At 61.3% G+C, this 18,304-nt stretch carries 15 protein-coding genes and 1 riboswitch; of the genes, 11 read left to right on the top strand and 4 right to left on the bottom strand.

The genetic code is table 11. The annotated features are described in order from the left end of the window. The first annotated feature begins 7 nt into the window (after positions 1-7). Entirely contained in the window at positions 8-793 is a 786-nt protein-coding gene (zupT, locus tag PAB09_RS05080) for a zinc transporter ZupT (protein WP_271034951.1), read from the top strand. A gap of 119 nt (positions 794-912) precedes the next feature. Here zupT and PAB09_RS05085 read toward each other — a convergent pair whose 3' ends face one another. Beyond that, the gene (locus PAB09_RS05085; protein ID WP_271034952.1) at positions 913-1,791 is read right to left on the bottom strand and encodes a patatin-like phospholipase family protein; all 879 of its coding nucleotides are present in this window, start codon (positions 1,789-1,791) and stop codon (positions 913-915) included. A gap of 78 nt (positions 1,792-1,869) precedes the next feature. On the opposite strand from PAB09_RS05085, the gene PAB09_RS05090 reads away from it, so the two are divergent. Then, positions 1,870-2,760, top strand: coding sequence for a 2-dehydropantoate 2-reductase (locus tag PAB09_RS05090; protein ID WP_271034953.1), 891 nt, complete (start codon positions 1,870-1,872; stop codon positions 2,758-2,760). A gap of 79 nt (positions 2,761-2,839) precedes the next feature. Then, a riboswitch (TPP riboswitch) is annotated at positions 2,840-2,947 on the top strand. Beyond that, positions 2,943-3,572 (top strand): ECF transporter S component, encoded by a 630-nt coding sequence (locus PAB09_RS05095; RefSeq protein WP_271034954.1) that lies wholly within the window; start codon positions 2,943-2,945, stop codon positions 3,570-3,572. (Overlaps the previous riboswitch by 5 nt.) Here PAB09_RS05095 and PAB09_RS05100 read toward each other — a convergent pair whose 3' ends face one another. After that, positions 3,573-4,895 carry a chloride channel protein gene (locus PAB09_RS05100; protein ID WP_271034955.1) on the bottom strand — a complete coding sequence of 441 codons (1,323 nt, stop codon included), beginning with the start codon at positions 4,893-4,895 and terminating at the stop codon, positions 3,573-3,575. 505 nt (positions 4,896-5,400) lie between these two features. Here PAB09_RS05100 and PAB09_RS05105 point away from each other — a divergent pair. The 8 genes from PAB09_RS05105 to PAB09_RS05140 all read left to right on the top strand — a co-directional run bounded on the left by PAB09_RS05105 (position 5,401) and on the right by PAB09_RS05140 (position 14,933). Continuing rightward, positions 5,401-6,873 carry an ABC transporter ATP-binding protein gene (locus PAB09_RS05105; protein ID WP_271034956.1) on the top strand — a complete coding sequence of 491 codons (1,473 nt, stop codon included), beginning with the start codon at positions 5,401-5,403 and terminating at the stop codon, positions 6,871-6,873. Next, positions 6,870-7,619, top strand: a complete 750-nt coding sequence (locus tag PAB09_RS05110; RefSeq protein WP_271034957.1) for an energy-coupling factor transporter transmembrane component T family protein — start codon at positions 6,870-6,872, stop codon at positions 7,617-7,619. The genes PAB09_RS05105 and PAB09_RS05110 overlap by 4 nt, the downstream gene beginning before the upstream one ends. Further along, on the top strand, positions 7,616-8,260 hold the full coding sequence (locus PAB09_RS05115) for a hypothetical protein (RefSeq protein ID WP_333780184.1): 645 nt from the start codon (positions 7,616-7,618) through the stop codon (positions 8,258-8,260). Before PAB09_RS05110 ends, PAB09_RS05115 begins: the two co-directional genes overlap by 4 nt. Positions 8,261-8,701: 441 nt before the next feature. Beyond that, positions 8,702-9,328 carry an NUDIX hydrolase gene (locus PAB09_RS05120; protein WP_271034958.1) on the top strand — a complete coding sequence of 209 codons (627 nt, stop codon included), beginning with the start codon at positions 8,702-8,704 and terminating at the stop codon, positions 9,326-9,328. Between the two features lie 258 nt (positions 9,329-9,586). Beyond that, complete coding sequence (locus PAB09_RS05125; RefSeq protein ID WP_271034959.1) at positions 9,587-11,197, top strand: peptide ABC transporter substrate-binding protein; 1,611 nt, start codon at positions 9,587-9,589, stop codon at positions 11,195-11,197. A 159-nt stretch (positions 11,198-11,356) separates the two neighbouring features. Continuing rightward, positions 11,357-12,283 (top strand): ABC transporter permease, encoded by a 927-nt coding sequence (locus PAB09_RS05130; protein WP_271034960.1) that lies wholly within the window; start codon positions 11,357-11,359, stop codon positions 12,281-12,283. Then, positions 12,276-13,235, top strand: coding sequence for an ABC transporter permease (locus PAB09_RS05135; RefSeq protein ID WP_271034961.1), 960 nt, complete (start codon positions 12,276-12,278; stop codon positions 13,233-13,235). The genes PAB09_RS05130 and PAB09_RS05135 overlap by 8 nt, the downstream gene beginning before the upstream one ends. Positions 13,236-13,247: 12 nt before the next feature. After that, positions 13,248-14,933: a dipeptide ABC transporter ATP-binding protein gene (locus tag PAB09_RS05140; RefSeq protein ID WP_271034962.1), complete on the top strand. Its 1,686-nt coding sequence runs from the start codon at positions 13,248-13,250 to the stop codon at positions 14,931-14,933. Positions 14,934-14,977: 44 nt separating this feature from the next. Here PAB09_RS05140 and PAB09_RS05145 read toward each other — a convergent pair whose 3' ends face one another. Continuing rightward, a complete protein-coding gene (locus PAB09_RS05145) occupies positions 14,978-16,729 on the bottom strand; it encodes an ABC transporter permease subunit (protein WP_271034963.1) in 1,752 nt (583 codons plus the stop codon). Positions 16,730-16,735: 6 nt separating this feature from the next. Continuing rightward, positions 16,736-18,241: an ABC transporter substrate-binding protein gene (locus tag PAB09_RS05150; protein WP_271034964.1), complete on the bottom strand. Its 1,506-nt coding sequence runs from the start codon at positions 18,239-18,241 to the stop codon at positions 16,736-16,738. Positions 18,242-18,304 lie beyond the last annotated feature (63 nt).

Genomic DNA, 18,304 nt, shown 5'->3' on the forward strand with positions numbered 1-18,304 from the left:
AGTATCGATGAGTGCCTTTCTGGTTGCGTTTGGCCTGACATTGCTTGCAGGCTTGTCGACGGGCATAGGCGGTGCCATCGCGGTAGCCAAGGCCCGTCCCGGTGAGCGCTTCCTCGCCGGATCCCTGGGGTTTTCCGCGGGCGTGATGATTTATGTGTCCTTCGTGGAGCTTCTGCCCGAGGGGCAGCAACAGCTTGCCGAATCCTACGGGGATGGGAAGGCGCAGTGGCTGGGCGTGCTGGCCTTTTTCGCCGGCATCGCCGTGATCGCCATCATTGACCGGCTTGTGCCCGATACCGTCAATCCACATGAGCCGGGTTCGACGGATTCCTCGAAACGCCGCAAAATGATGATGCAGATGGGTGTGGTCACCAGCATTGCCATCGCGGTTCACAACTTCCCGGAAGGCTTTGCCACGTTCATCGCAGCTCTCGCCGACCCCACCGTTGCCGTGCCCGTGGCGATAGCCATAGCCATCCACAACATTCCGGAAGGAATCGCGGTTGCCGTACCTCTGCGTGAAGCAACCGGTTCCCGCGCCAAGGCCTTTGGTTGGTCGCTGGTTTCAGGACTAGCCGAACCTGCCGGCGCGCTCATCGGCTATCTCCTGCTTTTGCCGTGGATTGGGCCCGCGACGATGGGTATCTCTTTCGCCATGATCGCAGGTGTCATGGTTTTCATCAGCCTCGACGAGCTTCTGCCCACCGCCGTCAAAACCGGCCGTCACCACACCGCCATCTATGGTCTGGTTGCGGGCATGGCGGTGATGGCCATCAGCCTGCTGATCCTCTAGTCACCGGCGGATACGTCATCATTGCCCCCCGTAGCCGCAGGCGGAGAACTGACAGCGATGCATAGTAGCGGGCTGTAGACGGCCGGATCAACGAGGACAGCGTGCGGCACCTGGCGCCGCTAGGCCTGCTTATCGAGGAATTCCAGCCACGAGTCCCACTCCCGCTGGGTCTGTGCCATTCCTAGCTGATAGGCGTTTTCTAACTTCGCGGTGCTCAGTTCGCGGGAATGAATGGGCATAGTCTCTGGGAAAAACAGCTTCGCCTTACCCTGTTTCTCCAGTTCGAGAAGCTTGCGCTTGGTGTCGTTATAGTGGGCCGGGCGGTTAATGATGGCCTCGGCCACCTTCGGGAAACGTCGGAAAGCACGACGCAGCACAGCCGGACGCGATACCGGCTTTTTCCAATAGTCCCGCGGGCGGGTGAGCAAGACGAGGAAATTATCAAAGCCATCGGCTTGGGCGGCGTCAAGAGCCACACCACCTGAGGTGCCCAAGGCTCCATCGACAAAAGGCCGTCCGTCAATATAGGTGATAGGCATGAACACCGGCATGGTGGAGCTCGCACGCACCTGCTTCATCAGCGTTACCAGATCGGTGTTGTCCTCGCGGCCGAAATAGACCGTCTCGCCGGTATCCGCCCGGGTGGCACCGATACGATACGGCGTCTCGTTGGCCACGAAGCTGCCGTAGTCGAACGGATGCTCCGTGCCCGGCATCGGGGCGTCTTCATAGATGTAACGCGAATCAAAATATCCGCGTCCACGCAGAAACGACCCCCAGCCGCCAAGGCGGGGATCCTGACTCATCCCCACAAACGCCTCCTTCGTGCGGTAAGGGTCGTGGGATAAAAAGTTCACGGTGTGCGAGCTACCAGCGGAAATACCGCCCACCCAGCCGAAGTTGAGGTCTTCGACCAACAGCTTGGACACGGCTGCAGCGGTGTAGGCATTGCGCATACCGCCACCTTCAAGAATGAGTGCGGTAGTAGGAAAAAGCATGTCCAACATCGTAGACCTTTGCGGCGCCAAGTGTGAGCTAAGCCTCTTTGGTGCCAAGGGTGGCCTATGCTTTAGCTCATGCATATCGTCATCATTGGCGCCGGGGCCGTGGGTGGCTACTTCGGCGCGCTGCTGCAGGAAACCGGAACCCGCGTCACCTTTGTCGCCCGCGGGGCAACACTCGAGGCGCTTCGCACGCGCGGTCTTTACGTGCATTCGCCGCAGGGTAGTTCCACCGTGGCAGTCAACGTGGTCGAAAGCATCGAAGAGGTAGCCGAGGCGGATGCCGTGTTCCTCGCCACCAAGACCATTGACGGACATAACCTCCCCGAACGCCTGCCACACGGCGCGGTGCTGGTCACTACCCAAAATTCCGTGGAAATGCCCGCGATCGCCATCGAAAAATACGGCCCTTCCAAGGTAGTGCCTGGTGTCGTGCGCAGTTTCCTCGTCCACGATGGTCCAGGCGAGGTCCGCTTTTCCGGCGGAGTCCTCAGCTTCACCTTCGGAAGCGTTGATCCGGGAACGAAAGATATCGTCGCCGCACTCAGCCACGCGCTCGGGGCGGCAGGCATCAAGCCTTATGTGCTGGATGACATTTTGGTTGATGTGTGGGCCAAAGCCATGTTCGTCACCACCTTCGGCGCGCTCGGTGCGCTGGTGAATAAGCCGATGCAGGATGTACGCACCACCTACAGGCGGGATCTCGAGGCGCTCATGCGCGAAGTAGAGTTAGCCGGGCGGGCCAACGGCATCGCATTGCCAGCTGATGTGGTCGAAGAAAGCCTCACCTTTGCCGACCAACAGCCGGCTCAGGCGACGAGTTCCATGCAGCGCGACATTCTTGCAGGCCTTCCCAATGAGCTCGATGCCCAAGTGGGCGCCGTCATGCGCATGGCGGCGCGCGCCGGGGTTGCGGTGCCCTTGCACACGCTCATCTATGACACCCTGGCTCACCGCGGGGATTAAGGCGGGCTACTATTTGTTAAGAGCGTCGGGGTAACAACCCTCACGCCGGCCGGCGGTTGAAGCTGGCAGCACAAGTAAAAACCGTTTACACGGGTGCCTTTTACGGCTGAGATGCGCAAAGCGTTTGCGCAAACCGTCGAACCTGATCCGGGTAATACCGGCGATAGGAAGGAATTAAGGTCATGAGCAGTCATGCCTCTGTCACACCACTGACCCCGACCACGGCCACGAACAGGTCCTGGCGGGTCATCGATATCGTCATCGCCTCCGTCTTGGGTGTGGCCTGCGGCCTCATCTTTTGGGTGTGGAACTCCGTGGGTTATGCCTGGTACGAGGCAGCAGATGCCCTCACACCTGGACTTGGCGGAGTTGCCGTCGGCATCTGGCTGCTCGGTGGCGTCATCGGGGGGCTTGTGATCCGCAAGCCGGGCGCGGCCTTGTACGTGGAAGTGCTTGCCGCGTTGGTCTCGGCCGGAATCGGTAACCAGTGGGGTATTACCACCTTGTACTCCGGGATCGCGCAAGGTCTTGGCGCGGAGCTGATTTTCGCCCTGTTTTTGTACAAACGCTTCAACCTCTCGGTGGCCATGATCGCCGGTGCCGGTGCTGGCTTAGGCGCCATCATCAATGAGCTGTTTACCAGCGGTAACCTGGCGAAGTCGTTGGCCTTTAACCTGACGTATCTGGGAACCACCGTGGTCTCCGGTGCCATCCTGGCAGGAGTGGTCGGCTCCCTGCTTGTCAAGGCCCTAGCCGCGACTGGTGCGCTGGATCGCTTCGCCGTGGGGCGTGAGGCCCGCTCGCTGGTATAGCTAGCGGATGCGCCTTGTCATGGCGTAAACCCCGAGCCCCACCGCGAGGGTGGGAAGGATTAACTCAATAGGTGCGTGGATGAGCTCGAGGCCGAAGGCAATGGCAAAAAACGGGGCCCGTTGCGTGATCGCAAGCACGCCGACGGCTCCTATGGCCGCCGCCGCGGGGAAGGTCATCGCCGCCACACCGATCAAAAGATGGGGCTGCAGGGCCTGTGCTCCGAGCGCAAGCAGTGCGCCAATGAGCCCGCCGATGGCAAGCGAGGGGGTGAGCACCCCGCCAGTCGCGCCGGAGGATAACGCAAGCCAGGTCATCGCCATCTTGGCAGCAAGCAAGGCCACCAACACCTGCCACGTGGCGGGTTCATGGAATAGGCCCTCCAAAATTGCCTGGCCGTTGCCGGAGATATCGCCCAGCCACAGATCCACCAGTACTGTTGCCACGAGGACAGCGGGAATGCTCACCGTGAGGGCGCGGTTGGGGATGTGCGGGCGGTGTAAGAGCAAGCGCCGGAAGCCCACGCCAACTACCGCGCAGACGAGCCCTAATGCCAGAAGAAACACCAGCAGGCCTGCCACCTGGGCAAGCCCCTGCCTTGTCGCAAGCGTGGAAAGGGTGCCCCGGCTCATGGCACCGGCTAGTCCGTGGCCGAGGGCAAGGGTTAGTTTTTCGGGTGGGACAAGGTAGAAGGCTTCTGCTCCGGTGATGGGGCGGGCGATGAAGGTAGCGATGAAACTCATAACGGTAGCGATGGCGATGAAGGACTTATCGCGCTTGAGCGGCAGGGTCTCCAGCGCGAATATTGCGCCGGCGCAGGGAGTGTTATACACCGCCGCCAAGCCCGCGCCCGCGGCCCCGGCGACGATGCGGGCGCGCATGTCTGGGTGCAGGCGTGCTGCGATTTTGTCGCCGACGGCGGCCGCCACCTGGCGCGGGGCCTGCTCGCGGCCGAGGGAGGCTCCGGCGCCGACGAAAAGAATCTGGGCGAGTGCGTCGAGGACTGTGCGTCCCAGCGGCAGCGGGGTACCCAAACTCAGGGCGGTGTTGACGGCTGGAAGTGGGCGTAGCCACCACCAGGCGAGGGCGCATGCCACGCCGGCCCCGGCGGCGATCCACAGCCTGGCGGCAGGGTCTAGGTCGGCGATTTCCGCAAGCGCCTCAATGATGAGGTTCAATCCCGCGCCGACCAGCCCCGTTGCCACCGCGGCGAGGAAGATTGCGGCGCCAACTAGCGCCGCGTCACCGAGCTTCGTGGCCATCGATGCGCGAGGTTGCTTGGCGTCCTGTTTGGTCAGGCTGGGGTCTTGCGGGCTGGATGACACGCGAATAATGATAGCGAGTTCGCCTTGGCGCGCACCCCTTTGCAAAGATGAGGCAGGAGAGGGAGGTAACGCACCGGCCCTGCCCAGTGGGATCTTTCAGGCGCTGACAGGCACCGACAGGCACCGGCAGGCACCGGCAACTCCGACAGCACCGACAGCACCGACAGTCACCCTCAGACACCGAAAGGTGCCATAAGCACCGACAGGCACCGAAAAAACTAAAAGATCAACAAGCACCGATGAGAACTAACGAGGGCGCATGAGTCCCGACAAGCAGCGATGCACACTGTCGAGGTCCAACGAGCAACAGCCAAGTACAGACACCCCTAGCTCCCCCTGGTCATTAACCCTGTACAACGCGATGTGATCGGCTGAGGCTGCAAACGTTGGTCCAGGAAACCGGGACGGCGAAGCCCCGCCTATGAGCCCACTGACTGAATACACCCATTTTCCTCACAACGAGTTCTTGCGACATCGTTGTCGAACCAAGGAGGTTCCGCCTGGCATGGATGCCATCACCGCCGTCGACTTTGGCTTTCGGCACGCCTCGCGTCGCTTGCCGGCCCTTGCAGGGGTCAACTTTGCCATACCCGCCGGGCAGCGCGTCATGTTGCTGGGGGAGTCGGGGGCCGGCAAGTCCACCCTGCTTATGGCCATTGCCGGTTTGCTTGCCGACGACCAAGGCGCCAACGTAGGCAGCCTGCAGATAAACGGCACGGTGGGCATGGTGCTGCAGGACCCCGACTCGCAGGTCATCGCTTCCCGCGTGGGCGATGATGTGGCTTTTGGGTGCGAAAACCTCAACGTCGAGCGCGAGGAGATCTGGCGGCGGGTGCCTTGGGCCTTGGAGATGGTGGGTTTGGATGTGCCGCGTGAGCATCCCACCGTGGCGTTGTCCGGTGGCCAAAAGCAGCGCCTGGCGCTGGCGGGTGTCATCGCCATGGGCGCCGACATCATCTTGCTCGATGAGCCGACCGCCAACTTGGATCCGGCAGGTGTCCGCGAGGTGGTGGAGGCCGTCACGGCTGTCGCCGATCGCACCGGTGCCACCGTCATCGTGGTCGAGCACCGAGTAGGTGTCTGGTCGGACTTCGCACAGCGTGCCATCGTGCTTGGGCACAACGGGGTCCTTGCCGACGGCGATTGTGATACCGTCATCGCCACGAAGGGCGCCACCTTGGCGGCCGAGGGGGTGTGGGTGCCCGGCATCGAGCCGGTTTTCGCACCCCGTGCGACGGTTGGGCGTCGGAAAGCAATAGCCGAGGCAGGTGGGGGCGCAAGAGGGGAAGAAGCCGCCATCGAATACCACGACCTCGTGTGCGGTTGGGAGGACGGTAGGGCTGTTGCCCCCGCCGCCAGCGGGCGCATTCTTCGCGGTGCTTCCACCGTTGTCACCGGGCGCAACGGCGCCGGAAAATCCACCTTCATGCTCACCCTGGCGGGTCTGTTGGAACCCCTGTCCGGCGAAATTTCCTACGCCAGTTCCATCGCAGCCGGCCTCGATCCGCATCCTTTCCGCTGGGGCTCGAAGCAGCTTGCCAGCCGCATCGGCTACGTCTTCCAAGACCCGGAGCACCAATTCGTATCTACCACGGTTGCCAAGGAATTAGAGGTGGGGCCCAGGCACGCGGGTGCGCGAGCAAACCGAAAACACAGGCGCCGCGAGGCGCCCCTGGCCGCAGAGGATCAGGCGCGCATCGATGACCTGGTGGCACGTCTTGGGCTGCAAGGGCTTGAGGAAGCAAACCCCTTTGAACTCTCCGGTGGGCAAAAACGACGCCTGTCGGTGGCAACGGTGTTGGTCACCGCCCCGAAGGTGGTGTTCTTGGACGAGCCGACCTTCGGGCAAGACCGCCGCACTTTCATCGAATTGGTCAACCTCGTGCGTGAACTCAACGATTCCGGAGTAACCGTCATTTCGGTCACCCACGACGAAACCTACGTCAAGGCGCTAGGCGATGAGGTGATTACGCTATGATCCGTTCGCTTAACCCGGTGACCCGGGTGCTTGCCCTGCTGGTGCTGGGAACCCCATTGCTGCTGAGCATCGATGTGGTCTCCGCCGGGGTGTCGCTGGCTTTCACCGTGGCGCTCGCCCCCGCATGCGGGGTGGGCCTTGCTCAACTTGCGCGACGAAGCTGGCCGATCCTGCTGGCGACCCCAATCGCGGGCATGTCCATGGCGCTGTATGGCAGGCCCGAGGGGCACGAGTACTTTTCCTTCTTCTTTGCCCACGTCACCGACAATTCACTGCAGCTCGCCCTGGCAATCATGGTGCGTGTGCTCGCGCTCGGCCTGCCTGCGGTCATCTTGTTGGCCGGGATCGATCCCACCGATCTGGGCGACGGACTTTCGCAGATCCTGAAGCTGCCACCTCGCTTCGTCATCGGGGCCGTGGCGGCAAGCAGGCTGGTTTCGTTGATGCACAGCGATTGGCGCTCGCTGCATCGCTCGCGGCGGGTGCGCGGGCTCGACGGGAAAAACAAGCTGGCCACAGCGGCGACGATGACCTTTGGGCTGCTGGTGCTCGCCCTGCGACGGGGCACGAAGCTGGCGACGGCGATGGAGGCCCGTGGCTTCGGTCGCTACACCACCCGCACGTTTGCGCGTCCGTCGCAGATGTTCGCCCGCGACTGGTGGTTTTTGTTCTCCTGCGCGCTGATCGCCGCCGTGGCCGTGGGGATTGCGGTTTTCACCGGCGAGTTTAGGTTTCTGGGCGCATGATCGTCATCATTGATGGCCGTTCCGGCGCGGGAAAAACAACGTTCGCGGCCGCGCTGGCGCGCGCGCTTTCGGCACAGGTTATTCACCTCGATGATTTCTACCCCGGTTGGTCTGGGCTTGCCGCGGCATCGGCCATGGTAGCCGCCGACGTGTTCCATCCCGTGCGCCCCGGATATTGGCGTTGGGATTGGGACAACGACCGCCGCGGTCACTGGCATTCGGTCGACTTCTCGGGCGGCGATCACCTCATCGTCGAAGGATGCGGTGCGCTCTCTAATGAAAGCCTTGCCGGGGCACGGCTGTGGGCACGAAGGCTGTGCCCACAATCGACCGGCCAGGCGGTGGTGAGCCTGTACGTGGACGCCGATCCTGAGTTTCGAAAGACCCGCGCGCTTGCCAGGGATCCGTTTTTCGAACCCTACTGGCAGATGTGGGCCCGTCAGGAAGAAGAGCACGCGCGGCACATGCCGCCCGCTGACTTCGTCGTGGACGGGGCACTGCTTGACGACGTCACCACCGCCGCGCTCACAAGGCGCATCATCCGTTACGGTGGCCGCGAACGAGGGGTATGCCCCGGCGAATACCAACCAGAAATGAAAGCCGTGGCCGGCAAGGAAACCGGAATGGACGCCGGCCTGTAGGCGTCGGCAAGCAAGAAAAACAACCGGGAGAAAACCGATCAGGGACGGGAAACGAGGGCGTCAAGCGCCGATTATCAAAAGGCGCTGTGGTGGCCCAGGCGCCAATTATCAAAAGGCGCTGTGGTGGCATACGGCGCGGTGTAGGAGGCCTGAGAGTGTGAAAATCTCATCACGAGCTGGAAGGGCGAGGTTGATACGAGGTATCCCTGGGCGCGGCTTGGCGAACGAAGCCACAGGCGGCAGCGACCTACAATGGGCCGCGAATAGAAGACAATATGACTAGATCACCATGGCCCCATGGCTTTTTTGAGGGGAGCGGGTCGAAACACGGGCGCCGGTGTTGCACGAGCAAGGCTGAACAGCGCTGATCACCACCGTACGACCTCGTTAGCTAGTGGCATGCTCAAACCGTGGGGGTTTAAAGAAGGAGACGACAGCGCGGTGCGCAAGAATCAACAACCAATGCAGGCAGGAGGAGACCAAAAGGCTTCCGGGCGATCGTCTGGGCTTTGTTGTGGACCCTCCGTTGGGACATCGCTATACGGCCCTGAGAAACGCGATGATGATCCGGGATTGGATGAGGATGGCAAGACAATCCGCATCGCGGCTGTCATCATCCGCAATCGGGACGGATACATTTTGAGTGTGCGGAAGAAGGCAACCAGTGCCTTTATGCTTCCGGGAGGAAAACTCGAGGCGGGGGAGCGTGGCATTGAGGCGGCGCGTCGGGAAATCGCCGAAGAACTGCACATGGAACTGGAGGCCTCGGATCTCTTGCCCCTGGGAACCATGCGGGCACCGGCAGCCAATGAGCCCGGATTTACGGTGGTGTGCGATGTCTTCGAGTGGAACCAGTCGCTCGATGATGCAGGAGATGCCGCGGACACAGCCGCACGTGGCGCGGTGAAGGTCGGGGACGATCGCTTGGCAGAAGACGGTGTTCCGGCCGCCGTCCGGGTGTTTGAAGAGATTGTCGAGGCACGCTGGTTTGCCCCACATTCGACGTCAGATGTCCTCGCGCCTCTATCGCGCGACGTGGTGTTTCCCGCCCTGCGGAATCGGGGGTAACTTATGTGTGCCCCCAAAGGGTAACAAAATGGCAACAGGCAAAATAGATTCTTTAGAGAAAGCATCTAAAGGTTTGCAGGTAGTGCGCTACTTATTCGCAAAAATAACTATTACACAACCGATATTGTGACTTACCGGCCGTGGAACGCTTCATTCATGACTTAGGCCACAGGTTAAGATGTTGGCACAAGCAATGGTTCGTACCGTTCCCCCAGCGGCGAATCATTGGATGTCCACTTAAACAATGGAGGTCTTTACATGAAATTCAAAAAGACTCTTGCTGTGACCACGGCGGCCGTCTTGGCCGTGAGCGTTGCGGCCTGCTCTTCGGATTCATCCTCATCTTCCTCGTCTGACGGTGGTTCTTCCTCCGGCGGCGACCTGATCACCGCTGGTGGTGGCCTCACTGAGCCGCAGAACCCACTGATCCCGGCCAACACCAACGAGGTTGGTGGCGGCACGATCGTCGACAACATCTTCTCCGGCCTCGTCTACTACGACGGCGAGGGCAAGATCCACAACGAAATGGCCGAGTCCATCGAGCTGGAAAACGAGACCACCTACAAGGTCACCCTCAAGGACGGCATTCAGTTCTCTGACGGTTCCCCGGTAAAGGCGGAGAACTTCGTCAAGGCGTGGAACCTTGCAGTCGAGCAGGCCATGCTCAACGCGTACTTCTTCGAGCCCATCAAGGGCTACGCAGAAGAGGGAGTTTCCGAGATGGAAGGCCTCAAGGTCATCGATGATAAGACCTTCACCATCGAGCTCAACCAGCCGGAGTCTGACTTCCCGACCCGCCTCGGCTACTCCGCGTTCTTCCCGCTGCATGACTCCGCCTTCGAGGACCTGGCCGCCTATGGTGAAAACCCCATCGGCAACGGCCCCTACAACCTGGAGGAGTGGGCACATAACGAGTCCGCAACCCTGGTTCCAAATGAGAACTACAGCGGCGAGCACCCAGCGAAGAACGACGGCCTGAAGTTCGTCTTCTACGCATCCCAGGATGCCGCCTACGCTGACCTTTTGGCAGGCAACCTTGACGTCCTCGACGCTGTTCCGGACTCCGCTTTCGGCACTTACGAGTCCGAGCTCGGCGACCGCGCTGTCAACCAGCCAGCAGCCATCTTCCAGTCCTTCACCATCCCGCAAAAGCTTGAGCACTTCTCCGGCGAAGAGGGCAAGCTGCGTCGCCAGGCAATCTCCATGGCCATCAACCGTGAAGAGGTCACCGAGACGATCTTCCAGGGCACCCGTACCCCGGCTACCGACTTCACCTCCCCGGTCATCGATGGACACAGCGACACCCTCGCTGGCGAAGAGGTCTTGGAGTTCAACCCTGACAAGGCCAAGGAGCTATGGGCGCAGGCAGACGCCATCTCCCCATTCACTGGCCAGTTCACCATCGCCTACAACTCCGACGGCGGACACCAGGCATGGGTTGACGCTGTGGCCAACCAGATCAAGAACAACCTGGGCATCGACGCGCTGGGCAAGCCCTACCCGGACTTCAAGTCCCTGCGCGATGAGGTCACCAACCGCACCATCGCGGGTGCCTTCCGCACCGGCTGGCAGGCAGACTACCCGTCGCTGGCGAACTTCCTCGGCCCGATCTACGGCACCGGCGCAGGCTCCAACGACGGTGACTACTCCTCGGCCGAGTTCGATGATCTGCTCAAGCAGGGTGCAGCCGCTACCTCTATCGAAGAAGGCAACAAGTTCTACAACCAGGCTCAGGAGCTGCTGCTGACCGACCTGCCGGCCATCCCACTGTGGTACTCCAACGTTGTTGGTGGCTACGGTGAGAACGTGGACAACGTGGTCTTCTCTTGGAAGTCCGTCCCGGTCTACTACGACATCACCCGCAAGTAACTTTCTTCCCGGGTAACTTCCATGAGAATCGGTCATTCCTTTCTGCAGCGAGTGTTTCAACGACTCGCGCGCAGGGCAGTGGCTGAGTTCTAATACCTTCACACCCCGCGAGCGCCCAGCCCGCGGGGTGTGAAGTCTGAAATGACAAGGAACAATCCAATGCTGCGTTATATCGGACGCCGCTTGCTCCAGATGATTCCGGTCTTCTTCGGCGCAACGTTGCTGCTGTACGCGCTCGTCTTCCTCATGCCTGGCGATCCCGTCGAAGCCTTAGGTGGCGACCGTGGACTCACGGAGGCCGCGCGAGCTCGCATCATGGCTGAATACAATCTGGACAAGCCCTTCCTGGTGCAATACCTGCTGTACCTGAAGGGAATCTTCACCCTGGACTTCGGAACCACCTTCTCCGGACGCCCAGTCACAGAGGCGATGGCTTCTGCTTTCCCCGTGACCATCAAGCTCGCGTTCATGGCGCTGATCTTTGAGGCCGTCTTCGGCATCATCTTCGGCGTCATCGCAGGCATGCGCCGCGGCGGCATCTTCGACTCCACCGTTTTGGTGGCGTCCTTGATCGTGATCGCCGTGCCTTCTTTCGTCGTGGGCTTCGTTTTCCAATACTTCATCGGTGTGAAGTGGGGCCTGCTGCCGGTGACGGTGGGCGCGAACGAATCATTTGAGTCTTTGCTCATGCCGGCCATCGTGTTGGGTGCGCTGTCATTTGCCTATGTGGTGCGCCTTACAAGGCAGTCAGTGAGCGAAAACATGCGGGCGGACTACGTTCGCACAGCTCGGGCCAAGGGCCTCAACGAGACTGAGGTGACTATGCGCCACGTGTTGCGCAATTCGCTCATCCCAGTGGTGACCTTCTTGGGCTCTGACCTCGGCGCGTTGATGGGTGGCGCGATTATCACCGAGGGTATCTTCGGCATCAACGGTGTCGGTGGCGCAATCTACCACGCGATCCTCAAGGGCGAGCCGACGACCGTGGTGTCATTTACCACGGTGCTCGTGATCGTCTACATCATCGCCAACCTGCTCGTCGACTTGCTCTATGCAGTCCTGGACCCGAGGATTCGCTATGCCTAATAACGATATTTATAGGCCAATGCCTGGCCAAGAGCACTTCGTGTCACCGGTCGACGAGACCGGACTCGGCGCGGTCGATGCGGTGGCCGATGAGTCCGCCCCCACCAGCGTGTGGGGCGAGGCCTGGCGCTATTTGCGGCGCCGACCAATGTTTTGGGTCTCCGGCCTGCTCATCCTGGCGGCGATCGCGCTCGCGCTCGTGCCATCGGTGTTTACTTCGACCGACCCCCGTTTTTGTGAGCTGTCGAACTCGCTTGCACAACCAACCAGCGGCCACCCCTTCGGCTTTGACCGCCAGGGCTGTGACATCTACGCCCGCACGATTTACGGCGCGCGCGCCTCTGTGCTGGTGGGCCTTTTGACCACCATCGCCGTGGTGCTGCTGGGCACGATCGTGGGCGCATTGGCAGGCTACTTCGGGGGCTTCCTCGATTCGCTGCTGTCGCGAATCACCGACATCTTCTACGCCGTGCCCTTGGTCCTGGCCGCGATCGTGGTCATGCAGGTGTTCAAGGATCATCGAACGATTCTCACCGTGGTCACCGTGCTTGCGGTCTTCGGCTGGACCAACATCGCCCGCATCACCCGTGGCGCCGTGTTGAGCGTGAAGAACGAGGAGTTCGTCACCGCCGCCCGCGCGGTAGGCGCGTCGCAGTGGAAGATTTTGACCGGTCACATCCTGCCGAACGCGGCAGCGCCGATTATCGTCTACGCCACCGTTGCGCTCGGCACGTTCATCGTCGCGGAGGCAACCTTGTCCTTCCTGGGTATCGGCCTGCCGCCGACCACGGTTTCCTGGGGTGCGGACATCGCCAAGGCGCAGGCTTCGCTGCGTACCCAGCCGATGGTCTTGTTCTACCCGGCATTGTTCCTGGGCTTGACGGTGCTGAGCTTCATCATGATGGGTGACGTCGTGCGCGATGCGCTCGATCCAAAGGCTCGAAAGAAGTAAAGGAGAAAACTCATGACTGAGCAAGAAAAGTCTCCGCTTCTGGAGCTGAAGGACGTCCACATCTCTTTTACCTCCTCTACCGGCGTGGTTGAGGCGGTTCGTGGCGTTAACCTGACCATCTACCCTGGACAGTCCGTGGCCATCGTGGGCGAGTCCGGTTCGGGTAAGTCGACCACCGCGATGGCGATCATCGGCCTGCTTCCTGGCACCGGCAAAGTGACCGGGGGACAGGTGATCTTCGACGGAACCGACATCACCAACTTCACCGAGAAGCAAATGGTGGCCTACCGTGGTTCCATGATCGGGCTGGTGCCGCAGGATCCGATGAGCAACCTCAACCCGGTGTGGCGGATCGGGACCCAGATCAAGGAATCCCTGCGCGCCAACCACGTGGTGCCGAAGCCACAGATGGACACCCGTGTCGTCGAATTGCTCGAGGAGGCAGGTCTTCCCGATGCCGAACGCCGCGCCAAGCAGTACCCGCACGAGTTCTCCGGTGGCATGCGCCAACGCGCTCTTATCGCCATGGGATTAGCCGCGCGCCCACAGCTTCTCATCGCCGATGAGCCCACCTCGGCGCTCGACGTGACGGTGCAAAAGCGCATCCTCGACCACTTGGGCGGGCTCACCGAGGAATTGGGCACTGCCGTGTTGTTCATCACGCATGACCTGGGTCTTGCCGCCGAGCGCGCGGAACACCTGGTGGTGATGCACCGTGGCCGCATCGTGGAGCAAGGCCCGTCCCTAGAGATCCTGCGCAACCCGCAGCATCCCTACACCCAGCGGCTGGTCAAGGCGGCGCCTTCTTTGGCCTCGGCTCGAATCCAGGCCGCTAAGGAAAAGGGCGTGGAGTCCGCCGAGCGCCTCGTGGGTGAAAACCGCAGCACCGGCGAAGAGGTCATTCGGGTGGAAAACCTCACCAAGGTCTTCAACGTGCGCGGGCAGCGCGGGGAAAAGTCGCAGTTGCGCGCCGTCGATGATGTGTCCTTTGCCTTAAAGCAGGGAACCACGCTGGCGATCGTGGGTGAGTCCGGATCGGGTAAGTCCACCGTAGCCAACATGATCCTGAACCTGCTGGATCCAACCAGCGGCAAGGTCTATTACAAGGGCACTGACCTTTCGACGCTGAACAAGAAGCAGCTTTTCGACATGCGCCGCAAGCTGCAGGTGGTGTTCCAGAACCCTTACGGCTCATTGGATCCGATGTATTCGATCTATCGATGCATTGAGGAACCACTCTTGGTGCACAAGGTGGGCTCGCGAAAGGAACGCGAGCAGCGCGTGGCCGAGCTTTTGGACATGGTGGCCATGCCGCGATCTGCTATGCGGCGTTTCCCCAACGAGCTCTCCGGTGGCCAGCGCCAGCGCATCGCCGTGGCCCGCGCGCTCGCGCTCAAGCCGGAGGTGATTGTCCTCGATGAGGCCGTGTCCGCCCTCGACGTGCTCGTGCAAAATCAGATCCTGCAGCTCCTTGCGGACCTGCAGACCGAGCTCAACTTGAGCTATCTGTTTATCACCCATGACCTAGCGGTGGTCCGCCAAACCGCCGACGAGGTCGTGGTGATGGAAAAGGGGAAGCTGGTTGAGCATGGCTTAACGGATGAGCTATTCCTTAATCCACAGAAGGAATACACACGCAACCTCATCAATTCGGTGCCGGGCCTCGGCATTGAGTTGGGTGCCGGAATCGGCGAGTAGGCTGAAGCGAGAAGGGAGAACACCGTGAGGTGTTCTCCCTTTTTTTAATTTCTTTGCGCTTGCCGACGGTCGGTTGCGACCGTAGCCACGATTCCCAAGCAGATAAGCAGGACGGTAGGCCCTGCCGCCATCCACCCGGCGCGCTCGAGGTAGCGCACGGATTCGTTGAGGATCACGCCCCACTCCGGCGAACCGACGGTGGAGCCAACCCCAAGGTAGCCGAGAGAGGCGAGTGCGATCGCATTGTGGGCCACCCGGCCGACGGCGTGGCGAATGATGGCCGGGACGGTCGCCGGCAGCAGGTGATAGCGCAACAAGTGCCACCGGGTGGCGCCGAGGGTGGCTGCGTATTTATAGTGAGCCGATGCCGCAGCTTCCTGCGCCACCGCCGCCCCGTGGGAGGCGAGTGGAATCCAGCCCACCAACAACACCGCGATGAAAGCGGTGAGAGTGGAGCCGCCGAAGACGCCAGCCAAGATGAGGCCGATGAGCACCGCCGGGAGGGCGTTGAGGGCATCGCCCACCCGTAGCACCCAATCACCGGCATGAGCTGCGGTGATGCCGATGATGGTGCAGGCTGCGGTCACGAGAATTGCCAGGCCAATGGAGTAGAGGGCGCCGTCGGCAAGCCTTGCCCAGATGTCGCGGCCGAGATTGTCGGTACCCAATGGGTGGGCGGCGGACATGGGCATGAGGCGTTGCGTCGGCGAAAGGCCGCCGTCGCGTGGCAGTCCGGCAACTACTCCGAGAAGCGGGATCCCGAAGATGACCAGCCACCAGCGTGACGGTGCAGGGGCCGTGGCGGAGGAATCCGCTACCGCCAATCCGGAGGAGACCCCGGCTGACAAGGGGGCGAGCAAGGTGGCGCGCAGCCAGTGCGCCACAACACCTGCCATCACCCCGAAAACCAAGATTATGAGCACCGCTGCTTGAATGACCGGGATGTCTTGGCTGCGCGCGGCATCGACGACCGTTCGCCCAAAGCCGTGAATGTCGAAGGTGACCTCCACCGCCGACGTGGCCGTCATCGTGCCGACAGCATACAGACTCAATACCGGCAGGGTGGGGACGAACGCCCGCCACAGGGCCATGCGCATGATCTTCGTGGCGGGGATGCCGCCTACCCTTAATACCTCGATCCATTCTTCTTGGCAGGCTTTGTCGGCAGATACCAGAAGCAACCTGCCGTACGTTCCTGCGGTGGAGATCGCCAGAGCGGCGACTGGGAGAACCATGTGCGCGGGAGACTTCCAGCCCGAGACCGGGAGAATCTGTAGGTGCACCGCGAAAACAGACAGGAACACCACGGCCAGGACGAAGTCTGGGGTAGCAGCCCACAGCGCAAGCAGCGTGGCAGTCCAGCCACCGGGTGTGCGACCTTGCACCCTTACGCGCACTCGCGGGATGACAATGGCGAAGGAAAGCCCGAGCGCGAGCACGAGAGAACACAAGGTCAAGGCGGCGGTGACTCCAAGGCCCGCTGTTGCGACTTCAAGCGCCGAGGCATCGGGGCTGATCCACGAGGAGCCGAAATCGCCACGCAAGGTGCGGCTAGCCCACAGCTGGATGGACTCCCAGGGGCTTGCAGGAAGGCGGAACTCCTGCCTGATGGACTCCAGGAGGTCGGCGTCTGGTTCGCGTTCTGGCTCGCGGGCGCGCAGGACGGAAAGCGCAGGTTCGCGCCCTGTGAACCAGGGAAGCAGCGTGGTCACAAGCGAACCCACAAGGATCATGACTACCGGGAGCCCCACCACATTCATGACGCGGAACCGGGAAGGTTGGCGAGGTTTGCTCATGGAGGGCTACTTCGCCTCGAGGTGAGACCCGAGGAGGAAGATCTCCCGAGGGTCGAGGGTAAGTCCGTTGTACCCGCGGGTGGCTAGATGGGCCTGGTCCACGATGATGGGGACGACGACGGCGTCGTCGACAAGCTTGGCGGAAGCCTGCGCTGCTGCTTGGTTGCGCTCGGCGGTATCACCCAGACCGAGGACGAGTGCGACCGTTTCGTCGAAGCCTGGGTCGCAGTAGTGGGCCAGGTTATAGGATCCCTCGCAGCTAAAGTCGGAGGACAGAATCGTCGCTGGGTCGGCGGCACCGAGCATGAAGTTGCGGGATCCGAGAACGAGGTCGAAGGCGCCGGCCTGAAGCTCGGGTTCGAGGGAAGCGTAATCGGAGACTTTCAAGGTGACCTCGAAACCCACCTTGCGGAGCTGATCGGCGAGGATCTCTGCGGATTCCGGTAACTCGGCTCGGTCGTTCCATGTGGCGAGGGTGAGCTTTTTGCCCTTCCCAACATCGGGTGTGGGGTCTCCAAAATCTGGGTGCGGAGTGTTTTTCGCCCAGTCGAGTTCGCGACCAAACAAGGAGCCATCCGGGTATGCGGCGTAACCCTCGTAGACCGAGTCGACGATGACGGAGGGGTCTATGGCGGCGGCGGTGGCTTTTCGCAGTTCGGGGTCGCTAAACAGTGAAGAAGTGGTGTTGAAGTACAGGAGCGAGACCCTGGGGAGGGCGACCGTTTCTACGTCCACGTAAGAGTCCTTCTCGAGCTCGCCGATCGAGGCGATGGGGACCCCTTTGATGATGTCAATGTCGCCGGAGCGGAAGGCGTTGATGCGTGCGGTGGAGTCAGAAATGAAGGTCACGTTTAGCTCCGCAACCTGTGGCGCGATACCCCAGTAATCATCGAAGGCTTTCAGCGTCACGGATTGTTCCTGTACGTCGCTGGCGCTATAGGAGCCGGTGCCAAAGCCGACCGGGTTGGGGTCGGTTCCGCTAAATGCCCCAGGTGCCAAGATGACGGTTCCCGGATCGGTAAAACGCTGCAGGAGGATCGGATCGGGTTCGCTCGTGGTTACTGCGACGGTGTGCTCGCCAATGGCTTCAACCCGCATGTCTTTCTTTCCTAGGCCCTTGGGGCGGGTGGCGGCGTCGAGCGCGTGTTGCAGGGAATTGACCACTGATTGCGCGTCTAGCTCAGTGCCGTCATGGAAGTGCACCCCCTCGCGCAGATGAAATTCCACCTTGGTGTTGTCGTCGCTCTCGGTCCACGATGTGGCCAAAAGTGGCGCGGGGATTCCGTTCTCGTCCGTCCTAATCAGGGTCTCGGCGATGTTGAGGCGGGTGTTGATGGTCGCGTCCTCGGAATAGGGGGAAAGCCCAGCTACCGGCTGAAACTCCATGCCTACGGTGACAATTCCTGCGTCTGAATCAGCAGGGGCGTCGTTGAAACAACCTGTCAGGGTCACGCTGGCTGCGGTCAGCGTGGCAACCAATGCGAAGGAAAAACGGCGGGGAAGGGCGGACAAACTCAAAACTCCTTGTTATTAGCTCGTGGAATGGGGGTTATTAGCTCGTGGTGTTAGCTAGTG

This window comes from Corynebacterium sp. SCR221107 (genome assembly GCF_027886475.1).
Taxonomy (GTDB): domain Bacteria; phylum Actinomycetota; class Actinomycetes; order Mycobacteriales; family Mycobacteriaceae; genus Corynebacterium.